Source organism: Xenorhabdus miraniensis, assembly GCF_002632615.1.
Genome location: NZ_NITZ01000011.1, coordinates 115,764 through 130,506 on the forward strand (window position 1 = coordinate 115,764; position 14,743 = coordinate 130,506).

A 14,743-nucleotide genomic window follows, 5' to 3' on the forward strand; every position below is an offset into this window, starting at 1 on the left:
CTTAGAGCCCCAATTTTTCAAATATTTTATTGAGTTTCTCTTCCAAAATAGCCGCAGTAAACGGTTTCACGACATAACCGCTGGCTCCGGCCTGTGCTGCTGCAATAATGTTTTCTTTTTTCGCCTCTGCCGTCACCATCAAAACAGGTAAGGCAGCCAGTTTTTCCTCACTGCGAATCGTTTTCAGCAATTCGAGACCATCAATGTTTGGCATGTTCCAGTCAGAAATAACGAAATCAAATTCAGTAGTACGAAGTTTGGTCAACGCCTCTGCCCCATCCTGCGCTTCATCGACATTATTGAAGCCTAACTCTTTCAGTAGATTACGCACAATTCGGCGCATAGTTGAAAAATCATCAACCACCAGAAATCTCAGATCCTTACTTGCCATAAAAACTCCTTGGAATTTCACTTACCTGACAGCACCGTTCTGCAAAAACGGCGCTGCAAAAATTAATATCAAATAACAACGACTAAATACGAATCGACTGCCCTGCGCTGATTTTTGCCAGCATAGCTTTGCTGATTTTTTGAATATCCATGACATCATCCACCGCTCCCAGTTGGATTGCGGCACGTGGCATACCAAATACCACACAGCTCGCTTCACTCTGAGCAAGTGTATAAGCACCTGCCTGTTTCATTTCCAATAAACCTGCGGCTCCATCACTGCCCATGCCAGTTAAGATAACCCCCACGGCATTACGCCCCGCATATTTGGCGACGGAACGAAACAAAACATCAACGGAAGGACGATGGCGATTAACCGGTGGAGCATTGGTTATCATGATTTGGTAATTGGCACCACTGCGGCAAAGCTCCATATGGCAGTCCCCTGGAGCAATGTAAGCATGCCCCGGCAGAACTCGCTCACCATCCTCTGCTTCTTTAACTGTGATCTGACTCAGTTTATTGAGCCTTTCTGCAAATGATCGGGTGAAACCTGGGGGCATATGTTGTGTAATCAGCAACGCCGGGCTGGTAACTGGCAGGAATTGCAACAGGTTCTTGATGGCCTCGGTTCCTCCTGTCGAAGCCCCGACGGCGATCAGTTTTTCACTGGATAATAACGGCTTGAAATTCAATGGTGTTGTATTCACAGGTTCAGGTGTCATGGTACTGACTTTTGCCTGCGCCGCCGCACGGATTTTCTCGGCAATCATCTCACTATAAGCTAACATACCTTCGCGGATGCCCAGCTGGGGTTTAGTGACAAAGTCCACTGCCCCCAGTTCCAGTGCCTTCAATGTAATTTCCGAACCTTTTGCTGTCAGAGAAGAAACCATCACGACAGGCATAGGACGTAATCGCATCAGTTTTTCCAGAAAATCAATGCCATCCATGCGCGGCATCTCAACATCCAATGTTAATACCTGCGGGTTGTGTTTTTTTATTAAATCACGGGCAACAAATGGATCCGGCGCACAATCCACCACTTCCATATCTGGGTGACTATTGATAATTTCCCGCATGATTTGGCGCATCAGCGCCGAATCATCCACACAAAGAACAGTTATTTTATTCATGACCCCCTCCTTGCCCGACCTACACCGTAAACGGTCTGTCCTTGCAAGTAGAATTCTCGGCTGATTTGAGTGACATTTTCGGAATGCCCTGCGAAGAGCAAACCATCCGGTTTTAAGAAATTGACAAAACGGCGCAAGATCCGTTCCTGCGTTTTTTTATCAAAATAAATCATGACATTGCGGCAGAATATCGCATCAAATTTACCTTCGAGCGCCCACTCTGAATCCAAGAGATTCAGGTGCTGAAAACTCACCATTTCAGCCAGTAAAGGGCGAACCCGGGCATATCCTTCAAAGAGACCAACACCTTTGAAAAAGTATTTTTTCTTTTGGCTCTCGCTCAGATACTGTAATTCTTCCAGTCGATAAACACCTTGCCGTGCTTTTTCCAGCACACTGGTATCAATATCGCTGCCAATGATTTTTATCCGATTTGACCGATGCCCCAGTGCATCACACAAGGTCATTGCAATAGAATATGGCTCCTCCCCCGTTGAAGCGGCTGCGCTCCAAACGCGGTATGTTCCTCCATTTTTCCTGCTGGCATGTGTTGCCAGAATGGGAAAATGATGGGCTTCCCTGAAAAATGCCGTGAGATTAGTGGTCAACGCATTGATAAATGATTCCCATTCGCTGCTGCGGCTATCTTGTTCCAGAATCGACAGGTATTCACCAAAGTTATCGAGTCCCAATACACGAAGCCGCCTGACTAAGCGGTTGTAAACCATCTCACGTTTATTTTTTGCCAGTACAATGCCAGCTTGTTGATAGATAAACTGGCAGATACGCTCAAATTGCGCATCTGACAAAGCATGCCGCTGAAACATAAAATTCAGCGGTGCGGTAGCATCAGTAACTGAAGCTATTAAGTTGGATTTCATCTGACCTCAGCGTAATTGACTTACAACATACTCATCGGTCATGTTTGATGCAGAAGAGGCCTGATGATCATACTCATCTTCCAAACCTCTGGGCAGTTCAAATTGAGCAACTGTTTTCACCAAAATGTCTGCCTTATCTTCAAGTGCCGCCGCCGCTGCCGCAGATTGTTCCACTAAGGCCGCATTTTGCTGTGTGACTTGATCCATCTGACTAACCGCTTGGGCAACTTGATGAATGCCACGGCTTTGTTCATCAGAAGCAGCGGCGATTTCAGCCATCAGATCAGTCACGCGGTTAACCGCTCTGACTAATTCATCCATGGTATGGCCCGCGTTATTCACCAGCTCTGAGCCTTGATTAACACGGTGGACAGATTCATCGATTAAGGTTTTGATCTCTTTTGCTGCCTCAGCACTTCGTTGTGCCAAATCACGTACTTCACCTGCTACCACAGAGAATCCACGTCCTTGCTCACCTGCACGTGCCGCTTCTACGGCTGCGTTCAATGCCAGGATATTGGTCTGGAAGGCAATACCATCGATGACACTGATAATGGCGCTGATTTTCTTTGAACTGTTGGCAATTGCATCCATGGTTGCCACAACACTGATGGTCAATTCACCACCTTTTGAAGCCGTTTCGGAGGCAGATACTGCCAGTTCACTCGCCTGACGTGCATTTTCAGCATTCTGCTTGACGGTTACGGTCAGTTCTTCCATGCTGGCAGCCGTCTCTTCCAATGATGCCGCCTGTTCTTCTGTACGTGATGATAAGTCTGTATTGCCCTGTGTGATTTCCTGAATACCTGAATACATCTGGTTGGTATTTTCACGCACAGCAGCAATGGATTTGATTAATGATTTCTGCATGTCGCGCAGTTTTCTGAAAATATCGCCAATTTCATCATTGGTCGTAACGGCAACTTCTTTATCCAAGCGACCTTCTGCCACGTCCTGAAAACAAGCTCTCATGTTTGAGAATGGTCTTAGCAGGTTACGTCGTAGCCACCAATGAGCTGAAATGGAAACAACAAGCACCATTAGAATAGAGCCAAAGAACATGGCAATGGAAACTTTGTAGTAAAACGCACCATCAGAAACCGCTGAGCTAATGTTAGCCCCGAGGTACTGCATATAATTGTTATATGCAATTTCCATCTTACGCTGATAGTCTTCTGTAGGTTGATCAAGGAAAGCCTGAAAGTTTCCTTCATAGAGGTAAGTTTTGAGCTCTTTCAACGCGTTGATATATTCTTGGTAAGCATGTTCAACCGTAACTAATAATTCTGCGCCATTATCCGTTTGTTCCATCCGGGGTAATGCACTGAATTTGGCAAAACTTCTGTCCGCTTCATTTAATGAGCTTTTAAGTAACGCCTCCATTGTATCTATCTGCGTTTGTGACTGCCCCACTTTTTGGGCAATTGCGATTTTGTTCAGAGTGTTACGTGTTTGCAATAATGCCGCCCAACTCAGGCCAAGGGTATCTCTCCGTTGAGTTCCCAGATCAATTCTTTCGATATATGACTGGTCTGTATGAATTATTCCCAGAGACAAACCACTCGAAATAATTTGCATAACACAAAACATCATCAATAACAGATACAAACTGGTTGATATGCGAAACCTGCCTAACATGTAATCACCTCGTTTAACGGCTGCATAATGCAGCCGTGATTATCGCTATTATTTTTTTAGAATGTTTCCCAATTAGATGGGTCTTCCACATTACTGCTTTTCTTCAGTACGGGAGAATTCGTCTTATTAGCTGGAGGAGTTGACGATTTACTCGTCAATGAAACGTCATGTTTTCTTTTTTCAGGCTGTATCCTTTCTGCCTGCTCCGGTAACTGGAACAACGCGACTGCTTTGGTCAAAACTTTGGCCTGCTCTTCCAATGCTGCGGCTGCGGCAGCAGACTGTTCAACCAATGACGCGTTTTGTTGGGTAACTCTGTCCATTTCGGAAATAGCGACACCAACTTGCGTGATCCCCCTGCTTTGTTCATCAGAAGCCGATGCAATTTCCCCCATGATGTCAGTCACGCGGGTAACAGAATCGACAATTTTGTTCATGGTTTCGCCAGCACTTTCCACCAACACGGAACCGGTGTCAGTACGGTTTACCGAATCTTCAATCAGTGCTTTGATCTCTTTGGCCGCTTCCGCACTGCGCTGTGCCAGATTGCGAACTTCTCCGGCAACTACAGCAAAACCACGTCCGTGTTCACCGGCACGGGCAGCTTCCACCGCAGCGTTAAGGGCGAGAATATTGGTCTGGAAGGCAATGGCATCAATCACGCCTGTGATATCAGAGATTTTGCGGGAGCTGTCTGCAATTTCGTGCATGGTTTGTACAACATTCGCCACTACTTTGCCGCCCTGGCGAGCGATATCGGAGGCATTGTCAGCCAGATTGCTGGCTTGACGGGCGTTGTCAGCGTTCTGTTTTACCGTTGCAGTCAACTGTTCCATGCTGGCAGCGGTTTCTTCCAGAGAAGCTACCTGTTGTTCGGTTCGAGAGGAAAGATCGTTGTTACCTGCGGCAATTTCGCTGGTACCGGTATAAATGGTTTCGGTACTTTGATGGACACTTCTGACGGTTTGGATCAGTTCTTCCTGCATATGTCTCAGGCCAACCGCCAGCATCCCCATTTCATTAGTACCAGATACACTGATCGTCTGGGTCAAATCACCTTTCGAAAATGCTTTGATACTATCCAGCAGCTTGTGCAGCGGATCAATCAATACCTTACGCAATCCAATCCAGCTTATGGTCATTACCGCAACTAGCAGTATAAATACAGAGATCAGGCTGATAATAATATTGCGATAAACAGCATCCGCTTCATCGGATATCTTTTCATACAATTTGTCATTCTGATCCAGATAATATCCATATTCCGTATCGAAAGCGTTCTGGTAACCAGTGGTCGGTTGTGCAAAAAAAGCTTTGTAATCTTTTTTTGCCAGCATCATGTCTAACCCTTTTAAGGCATTGAGGTAATCATGATGAGTTTGTATCAACATTTGAAAACGCTCTGTGTCACGTGACAACATTTTTGGCATCTTCTCAAACTGTTCAAAACGGCGCTCCGCGCGGGCAAGGTTGACCTTAGCCTCTGCCCAGATATCATCAATGGCATACTCACTGTCAATATCACGCTCTTTCATGATCAGAACCAAACCAATTCGGTTCAAATTATTGCGGGCCTGAAGCAGGTTAACCCAGCTTTCATCCAATAATTTTTGCCGCTCACGCAATTGATCCGTCAGGTCGAACGCTTCTGTATCGTTCTTCAACCCATTGAAGAACAATCCCCCGGATATAAGTTGCAGAGCACCAAATAATATGATGACTGAGATGAGTCCCGTCACTATCTTCATTCGGTTAAACATGACTTCCCTTTTGTAATAAATTTCTATGCCAGTGTTATCGGCACGCTTAAAGGGAACTTTATGCGTAATTCTAAAAATTGATTTTTTACAGCATTTTTTTGATCCAGAACAAAAGGGCTGTTGTTTTTTATTGCAACAGCCCTAAAACATTAGCCTTAAAAAAATCAGCCTTTAGCGACTGAATCTACCAATGCCATTTCTTCACTGCTGAGAAGTTTTTCGATATCAACCAGAATCAACATCCGTTCATCAAGAGAGCCAAGCCCTGTCAGATACTCTGTTGATAATGTCACCGCAAACTCTGGGGCAGGACAGATTTGATTTTCTTTCAAAGACAGCACGTCAGACACGCCATCAACTACAATCCCGACGACGCGGTTAAGCAAATTCAGGACAATAACAACGGTGTTATCGTTATAAGTGACATCTTCCTGTGAAAATTTGATCCTCAGATCAATGATAGGAACAATCACTCCACGCAGGTTGGTGATTCCCTTTATAAAAGCGGGTGTGTTCGCAATGCGAGTGACTTGGTCATAACCACGAATTTCCTGTACTTTCAGTATTTCAATTCCATACTCTTCGTCACCCAAGGTGAAAACCAGATATTCCCTTCCGGTCGTTTCCCCCGATAATTTATTGAATTCTTCTATGGCTGACATGATGTTACCTTTTGCTGTGAGATGACTATCTTATTTGTTATTCACCAGTTCTACTTTGCGCTCAGCCAGTTGTTCATGGTTGAGTGCCTGCAAAGCAGGAATATCAATGATGAGTGCCACACTACCATCCCCCATGATAGTGGCCGCCGAAATTCCCGGCACTTTGCGGTAATTGCTCTCAATATTTTTAACAACAACCTGATGCTGCCCCACCAGTTTATCCACCAGTAGTGCATAACGACGTCCGGCACTCTGCACAATGACAGCAATGCCTTTCGTTGGGTCAGTTTCCCCATTCGGGATATCAAATATGCGGTACAGTTCAAGCAGCGGTAAATATTCACCACGCACCTGCAACAGCTTTTCGTCACCCGCCAACGGGTAAATATCTTCATCTTGTGGCTGTAATGAGCTGACTACCGCACTCAATGGCAGAATGAAAACTTCATCATTAACTCTGACAGACATGCCATCCAGTATTGCCAGTGTCAGTGGTAGCAAAATGCGAATGACCGTCCCCTTCCCTGCCTGGAAGTTGATCTGAATCTGTCCGCCCATATCTTGAATATTGCGTTTTACAACATCCATACCGACACCACGACCAGAAACATCCGTTACAACTTCTGCTGTCGAGAATCCGGGAGCAAAAATCAGCATAGCCACTTCTTCATTGCTCATATTTTCACTGACACTCAATCCTTGAGATTGCGCTTTTGCCAAGATCTTCTCACGGTTTAAGCCCGCGCCATCATCGATGACTTCAATACAGATATTTCCCCCCTGATGCTCAGCCGCCAACGTTAAATTACCCGTTTCTGATTTTCCGGCTGCAAGGCGTTTTTCCGGGCTTTCGATACCGTGATCGAGGCTGTTGCGTACCAAGTGTGTAAGAGGATCAATAATCCGCTCAATCAAACTCTTATCCAATTCGGTCGAGCTACCGATCAGTGTCAGTTCCACTTTTTTATCAAGCTTTCCGGCCAGATCACGTACTAAACGTGGGTAACGGCTGAAAACGTATTCCATCGGCATCATGCGGATTGACATGACAGATTCTTGCAAGTCACGGGAATTTCGCTGCAATTGAGCCATACAACTCAACAATTCGCTGTGTTTTGTCGGTTCCAAACTATTACAGTGTTGTGCCAGCATAGATTGGGTAATAACTAATTCACCCACTAAGTTGATGAGTTGATCAACTTTTTCAACGGCAACACGAATACTGGAAGATTCCGCACGTTGGCGTGGTGAGCCCGCCGCTGGACGTGGCGCCGGACGCCCAATTTCACGGACATCCGTTTTTTTCGGGGCATTCGAGGGTTGCGGATTATTCGCAGTTACCGTGGTTATAGCTACGGTAGTCTCTGCCGCTGTATTTTTTGTTGCGGTATTGTCTGTCGTATTCTCTTCTGCTGTTGTTTTTACTCCAGCATCTTGTTTTGTTTCAGTCGCTGTATTTTCTGTATCAGCTTCATTCGTAGGCAAAAAAGTGATTTGCTCAGGCTCAATTACAAAGCACAAAACAGCCGTAATATCATCTTCTGTCGCGGATGTGACTAAAGATGCTTCAATACTGTTTGAAGTTTGTTCAACATCATAAAGCTCACCAAGATGTCCCAGTTCATCCTTCATTAAACTGACTTCGCGTTCTTTCAGCCCGGACAAATGAACACGAATCTGACCATGATGGGATTTGTCTGCCGGAGAATGTTTCTCTTCTGACTGATTTTCTTTTGCCGGTGCTGCCTCTATCGCCTGTTTTTCTTCAGTTTCATTTGCAACGTCTTCTGTAACAATTTCAGCCTGAGTTGCAGATGTTGCCGCGAAAAAGTTCTCTTCCTGCCGCTCTTCCTGTAATTCCAATGCAAGCTGACGCAGTGTTTCGCAGATATAATTGAATGTATCTTCATCCGGCTCCTGAGAACTTTTATAGGCATCCAATTGTTGCTGCATAATGTCTTTCGCTTCTAAAAACAGGTTGATAATGTCAATGGTCAGGCGTATTTCATCACGTCTGGCACTGTCGAGCAGATTCTCCAAAACATGCGTGGTTTGTTGCAGCTTGGTAAAACCAAAAGTCGCAGCGCCCCCTTTAATAGAGTGGGCGCTGCGAAATATTGCGTTTAACTGTTCATGATCGGGTTCGTCGGCATTGAGCAACAATAAATGCTGCTCCATATCAGCCAATAATTCATCTGCTTCATCAAAGAAAGTCTGATAAAACGCGGTAATATCCATCGTTACTTACTCTGTCATCTTAGTATCACTCGGCGGTTCAGCCGCTGGCTGATCCGATATTGTGATTTCATGTTTTATGATCACATGGGATTGTTCGGTGGGTTGCTGAGCAGGTGCTCCCTCATTCGAATCCATTCTGATGACTTCCTGCATATCCATACTATTATTGGCTGTCATGGCGTTACCGCCACTATTTTCCTGCTCAATCCTTTTTTCTGCATCTTTATTCAATACAATAATACTGATACGACGGTTAACTGGTGCATTCGGATCGATGCCTTTCTGCATACTCACAGTGGACGCCATGCCTACCACTCGCAGGACTTTAGCTTCATCCAAACCACCAATCAGCAATTCTCGCCTTGACGCATTGGCACGATCAGAGGAAAGTTCCCAGTTACTGTAGCCTCGCTGACCATTGGCATACTGTAAATTATCGGTATGACCAGAAAGGCTGATTTTGTTTGGAATACCATTCAAGATCGGCGCAATTGCCCGCAATATATCACTCATATAAGTCTCAACTTTTGCGCTGCCAATCATGAACATTGGGCGGTTTGCCTGATCGATAATTTGAATGCGCAACCCCTCATCCATCATGTCGATCAATAAATGAGGACGCAGTTCTTTAAGGCGGGGATCGGTGATAATCAGTTGATCAAGTTGCTGGCGTAACCGATTCAGGCGATGAGTTTCCTCATTGGCTTCAACCGACTTGGTTTGGCGCAAAACTTCCCCATCCTGCTGGAAAACATCATCCCCTCCCCCCGGGATTGGATTGGTGCTATCACTGCTTTTTTGCCCCTTGTTGATCGCTACCTGTAAGGGAGTGCGGAAATATTCTGCAATGCTGGTCAACTCCTGCGGACTGGCGATCGATATCAGCCACATAACCAGAAAGAATGCCATCATTGCAGTCATGAAATCAGCATATGCAATTTTCCATGATCCACCAATATGGCCATGGCCCGAACCATGTTTTTTGCGTTTTTTTATTCTGACGACAGAAACATTATTCGCTCTCATAATTATTCTTCAACTTCTTGTTGTACAGGAGCTTTAACCCGACGAACATGCTCTTCAAGTTCTGTGAATGAAGGACGATCTGTGAGGAATAACGTTTTGCGACCGAACTCAACCGCAATTTGTGGTGCATAACCATTCAAACTGGAAAGTAGTGTTACCTTGATACATTGCATCATTTTGATCTGTTCACTACTGCGTTGACGAAGTAATGTCGCCAAAGGAGAAATAAAACCATAAGCCAATAAGATCCCAAGGAATGTTCCTACCATCGCATGTGCGATCAAAGCGCCGAGTTCTCCTGCCGGGCGATCCGCAGATCCCAAGGCATGAACGACGCCCATTACAGCAGCAACAATCCCGAATGCAGGCAATGAATCCCCGACCATCGCCAAACTGGTGGCAGGAATTTCACTCTCTTGTTCGTAAGTTTCGATCTCTTCATCCATCAACGCTTCGATTTCATGAGAGTTCATGTTGCCGCTGATGATCAGGCGCATGTAATCAGTGATGAAATCCATCAAATGCTGATCTTTCAACAAACGGGGATACTGTGTAAAAATGTCGCTTTGTTGTGGGTTTTCAATATCCCTTTCCAAAGCAAGGAGCCCGTGCTGGCGGGATTTGGATAACAGGCGGAATTGCAATGCCATAAGATCCATGTACATCGCCTTGTTGTATTTTGATCTGCGTAATATTTTTGGTAAGACACGCAATGTTGCCTTTATCGCCTTGCCATTATTGCCCACGATAAAAGCGCCAATTCCCGCACCTGCAATAATCAAAAATTCCGCTGGCTGATAAAGTGCGCCCATGCGACCACCGACAAGCAGATAGCCACCAATTACCGCACCAAAAACTACGATATATCCTAAAAGTACTAACACGCGATATCCTTTAGCTAAGTTGGTGAGCAGATGGGATTTGAACAGGGCGAATTGATAAATGAAGAAGGGTGTGGAAGCAGGTTACAGGCTTCACATCCAAACCTGTAACCTAGATTTTACTTTCTCATTTAAATTCACATAGCTTGCTGAGCAAATCCATCCAGCAGTTGTGAATTAGTATCGGCAGGTTGAGAGGAAAGTTTACGTTTTTTTACTGCCCGTGAAGGTGGCTGGCAAAGACTGCAAACAAAGCTGTTCACCGGTTGATGAGCATGTGTGATGAAAGTCCCACCACAACAGCGACATTCTGTTGGCTGCAACATACCACTGTCAACAAAACGAACCAGTGTCCAAGCTCTGGTCAATGCCAAAACAGGTCCATTTTCACTCCCTGGAGGACATTGCTCAAGGTACAACCGATAGGCTTTTACAACAGCCTCCACACCTTCACAATGTCCACTTTTCAATAGAAAACGGTAAGCATTGTAGAACATTGACGAATGAATATTCTGTTCCCAAGTCATAAACCAGTCCGTCGAAAAGGGGAGCATCCCTTTAGGCGGAGGGCTTCCCCGCAACTCTTTATACAACCTGATCAATCGGCCCCTGCTTAGTTGCGTTTCACTTTCAAGCATCTGCAATCGCGCGCCTAAAGTAATGAGTTCCATTGCCAGCTGAATATCTTTCGCTTCCTGAACAATACTTTTTTCAACCATCGTTATGCTCTTTTCTTGATTGAAGTGTCATCCTGAGCGGATAACTGCTGAAAAAGATGAGTAGACAGCAAGATACCTGTATGAATTTGTTGCAGATCGTCCACTCGCGATTCCTTCGTTAACTGCTGTACAGTTTCGTGGTCTTCAAACCGAAAATGGCAAATTAGTTGGTTTGTTTCAGCTAATTTTACTAACTGAGGCAATGTCAGCTCGGCCAACGTATCAGCCATCGATTCACTAATACCTAAACGGAACATCGCAGATGCTTTCTCATGGTTAATTAGCCGTTGTGCTAAAAGCAAATACGATAAATTTATGTCATAAATATGTTTGAGCAATTCAACCGTACTCATTTCTATATATCCCGTCCGATTACATGAAAAAATTAAATTAAGTGATCAAAGAATCACTCACGACAAAATTACCAGTAGCATGAGATTCAATAATCTCCGACATAACTGAAATATACATCTTTAGCCAGAGCAGTAACTGTCCTTTGTATTACTCTTGGGATCGCCCAATTTCTAAAATATTTCGGTAATGGGTTGTGAAAGTATTATTGCGTCATCTGGGTAATGCACTTGCCACAATTGATTAAGAATATTCTTAATGCTAATTAACTTTACTCCTGAATCATCAACTTATACAACGGAGAATATATGTCATTTTAAATACTATGTGATCCCGATCACAAAACTAACAGTTTTTATTATGATTCTAGCTCATTAACTATTCAAGCAACAAAAAACGAGAAATAGTCTACAATTAATAAGTTAAATTATCTAAATAAAAATATTAGTGACTGTTTTTTGTTTTGTACGATCTATTAAACTTATAAATCCAAAATAACGATAAAAAATCTTTCCTTTAGTAAAATTACCAATATCTTAATAAAATTTGCCTCCTGATAATGTAGGTAGGTACTCATCTTCCACTATAACTTGATTTAGATCATAGTTATGCCAAATTTATTAATTATATGTGAATACTAGTTATTAAAAAGCTACCAGTCTGATCATTTTTAGTTTATGATCGTATCATTTTCACACAGAAGAAAGAGGGATACTTCACCCACTTTGAAGTCAAATATCACACAGATCACAAAAATAAGATAAAATACAGTATGATATTGAAATAAAAAAACATCTGCATCCAAATCCCTCAGTAAACACAACCAGCAATGCTTTGCTAATTCAACGAAATACACGCCTCTCAAGAGTGCTTAAAGCCATTCTTAGTTACGATCACTAATAAGTTTATCTAAACTAAAAAAGTACGCGCACAGCCTTTCTGTGACATAAATTTAACGAAATTTTCTTTGGTGATTATTTCCTCTCATTGGCTAGCTTATGCGCACAAAACATAAATAAAAATAATCAATATATTTTTCGACCAACCCATAAATGATAAGGATAACAAATGATTTAAAGGGTTTTCCGAAGCATGCAATCTGATAGCCAAATTCAATAGGAAAATAGCCTATTGACTAAAAATTAATTTACTTAAATAACAAAAAATATAGATATAAAATCATTCCCAAATGCAAATTTGGCAACGATTTATTATTACATAAAACCCAATTAAAAGAAGAATGGATATTTTGAATAGGAAAAATTAATCTAGACATAAAAACAAATATTAAAAAGAAATTTATCCTACTTAACTTTAAATAAAAATTACAATGAGTGATTTAAATTGGCGTTTCAAATAAATAAAATAACAGGTAAATATAACTCTATTACTTCATTAAATTCATTTCTATTGTGATAGAGGTTCATATTCAAAGAATAACATCAATACCTATTCTAAATATCTACAGAAATTTTGTTATGATGATAGTTTCAATGGCATACTTTTAGTATGGATTTTTTCTTAACCCATACAGAATAAGATAGTAATTAATGAGAATTATTCACAACCATCCACCAAATCGATGAATGTGAAATCATTTAATCTTTTGAGCAATGATACAGTAGCTTATTAGTATCCCAATTAGCCATAGAAAATATTTCTATGGCAGCAGTGATAACCCCATTAGGGTATCAACAGAAAAAAACTGAATGTAAATACCCAATACCATTATTAGTGTCATTAATAAAACAGGTAAAGCAACTGTACTTTGCACAAAATGAATTTTTCATGCGTACAATGTTCGTACAACATGTGTACAATCAATACTTGTGACAATCTCTTTCCCACAACTATCCATGATGACCCATGATTGAAATAAGGCTTGATGTTCAACTGTTCGCTGCAAACACATACCACATCACAGCGTATGTCGTGATGTCAAACAGGGACGCCCCGAACATAAAACGTTCTATGTCCTTTATAGCAGATTTATAGTTTTTTTTCAGAAACTCTTTATCGATTTTGCTCTACGGTAAAGACAGTTGTGAAATATCGTACATTAGATTTTGTACAAGAAAATGAATGGCTAACATCGGTAAAAGTGGAATAAATGCACTGACAATCAATACAGAAAATACGTTTCTAAAATTTGCACTAGCCGACCTATTTAAATACTCGGCGGTATTACCAAACGTTTTCCTTCCCTTTATTACTCTCTCCTCTAATACCTTCAAATTTTTCTCAAACAGAATGATTCTGCTGGCACTCCTGTGATACGCCTCCTGTATCAACTAAAATTCCAACATCAGCATAGCGCAATACCAGTGCATCATTTATTCCATCACCAAGAAAACCAATCAAATGATTATTATTTTACAATGATTTTAAAATGTATGACTTTTGTTAGGGTTAACTGACAAAAGATTGATCTTAATTCCACTTCTTTTGAAAGGTTTTCATCACTCATTAGTTCAATATCAGGGACAATAAGAATATTTCCAGAATCTAAATCCACATCATGACAAACTTTAGCCGTAATGACAGGATTATCTCCGGTAATCACCTTAACCTAAATGATATTTCTTCTTAATACCACAATAGCCATTGCAATGCTCTCTCTTGGTGAATATAAAAATGTTAATAAACCTTGTAGTTCCGCCTCTCTTTTATCAGCAAGAGAAGGCTGAAGTTTCACTTCATCAACACTGAACTCCAGTGTCACTAAGATTAACACCCTGAAACCTTGCTCGTTATGGCTACTAACCAGTTCTATTACATTGTTACGACTTTCTTCAGTGAGAGGAATAATTTTCTCCTTTATCCCTATATAGGAGCAAACTGATAGCATTTCCTCAGAAGTATCTTTGCAGACTAATTGATGGTTTTTAAACAAATTTCGTACACAAATTGATAACCTGAAACTGGCAAAATCAAACGGCAACTCATCAATTTTTCTGTAGCTGCTGAGAAAATCAATGCCTGAATTCCCGTTTCCATACCTGACTATCGCTTGATCCATTAAGTTTCTGCCAGTACTTTGGTAAAAGTGGTTTAGCCAAAC

The 14,743-nt window shown here is 42.2% G+C and carries 13 protein-coding genes; all 13 read right to left on the minus strand.

The genetic code is table 11. The features are described from left to right. Nucleotide 1: 1 nt before the first annotated feature. On the minus strand, nt 2-391 hold the full coding sequence (gene cheY / locus Xmir_RS12060; protein WP_047965001.1) for a chemotaxis response regulator CheY: 390 nt from the start codon (nt 389-391) through the stop codon (nt 2-4). Nucleotides 392-473: 82 nt separating this feature from the next. Next, the gene (locus Xmir_RS12065) at nt 474-1,526 is read right to left on the minus strand and encodes a protein-glutamate methylesterase/protein-glutamine glutaminase (protein WP_099114490.1); all 1,053 of its coding nucleotides are present in this window, start codon (nt 1,524-1,526) and stop codon (nt 474-476) included. Further along, a complete protein-coding gene (gene cheR, locus Xmir_RS12070; protein WP_099114491.1) occupies nt 1,523-2,407 on the minus strand; it encodes a protein-glutamate O-methyltransferase CheR in 885 nt (294 codons plus the stop codon). The genes Xmir_RS12065 and cheR overlap by 4 nt, the downstream gene beginning before the upstream one ends. A gap of 6 nt (nt 2,408-2,413) precedes the next feature. Further along, nucleotides 2,414-4,045: a methyl-accepting chemotaxis protein gene (locus tag Xmir_RS12075; protein ID WP_099114492.1), complete on the minus strand. Its 1,632-nt coding sequence runs from the start codon at nt 4,043-4,045 to the stop codon at nt 2,414-2,416. 56 nt (nt 4,046-4,101) lie between these two features. Next, nucleotides 4,102-5,805 carry a methyl-accepting chemotaxis protein gene (locus Xmir_RS12080; RefSeq protein ID WP_099114493.1) on the minus strand — a complete coding sequence of 568 codons (1,704 nt, stop codon included), beginning with the start codon at nt 5,803-5,805 and terminating at the stop codon, nt 4,102-4,104. A gap of 164 nt (nt 5,806-5,969) precedes the next feature. Beyond that, the gene (gene cheW, locus Xmir_RS12085) at nt 5,970-6,467 is read right to left on the minus strand and encodes a chemotaxis protein CheW (RefSeq protein WP_099114494.1); all 498 of its coding nucleotides are present in this window, start codon (nt 6,465-6,467) and stop codon (nt 5,970-5,972) included. Between the two features lie 30 nt (nt 6,468-6,497). Further along, nucleotides 6,498-8,705: a chemotaxis protein CheA gene (gene cheA / locus Xmir_RS12090; protein WP_099114495.1), complete on the minus strand. Its 2,208-nt coding sequence runs from the start codon at nt 8,703-8,705 to the stop codon at nt 6,498-6,500. Between the two features lie 6 nt (nt 8,706-8,711). Then, the gene (gene motB, locus Xmir_RS12095) at nt 8,712-9,731 is read right to left on the minus strand and encodes a flagellar motor protein MotB (RefSeq protein ID WP_099114496.1); all 1,020 of its coding nucleotides are present in this window, start codon (nt 9,729-9,731) and stop codon (nt 8,712-8,714) included. A gap of 2 nt (nt 9,732-9,733) precedes the next feature. After that, on the minus strand, nt 9,734-10,615 hold the full coding sequence (motA, locus tag Xmir_RS12100; protein ID WP_099114497.1) for a flagellar motor stator protein MotA: 882 nt from the start codon (nt 10,613-10,615) through the stop codon (nt 9,734-9,736). A gap of 134 nt (nt 10,616-10,749) precedes the next feature. Next, nucleotides 10,750-11,331 (minus strand): flagellar transcriptional regulator FlhC, encoded by a 582-nt coding sequence (flhC, locus tag Xmir_RS12105; protein WP_099114498.1) that lies wholly within the window; start codon nt 11,329-11,331, stop codon nt 10,750-10,752. A 2-nt stretch (nt 11,332-11,333) separates the two neighbouring features. Beyond that, a complete protein-coding gene (flhD, locus tag Xmir_RS12110; RefSeq protein ID WP_010847229.1) occupies nt 11,334-11,684 on the minus strand; it encodes a flagellar transcriptional regulator FlhD in 351 nt (116 codons plus the stop codon). Between the two features lie 2,366 nt (nt 11,685-14,050). Continuing rightward, nucleotides 14,051-14,245: a magnesium ABC transporter ATPase gene (locus Xmir_RS12120; RefSeq protein ID WP_099114500.1), complete on the minus strand. Its 195-nt coding sequence runs from the start codon at nt 14,243-14,245 to the stop codon at nt 14,051-14,053. 6 nt (nt 14,246-14,251) lie between these two features. After that, nucleotides 14,252-14,701 carry a hypothetical protein gene (locus Xmir_RS12125; protein WP_099114501.1) on the minus strand — a complete coding sequence of 150 codons (450 nt, stop codon included), beginning with the start codon at nt 14,699-14,701 and terminating at the stop codon, nt 14,252-14,254. Between the last annotated feature and the right edge of the window lie 42 nt (nt 14,702-14,743).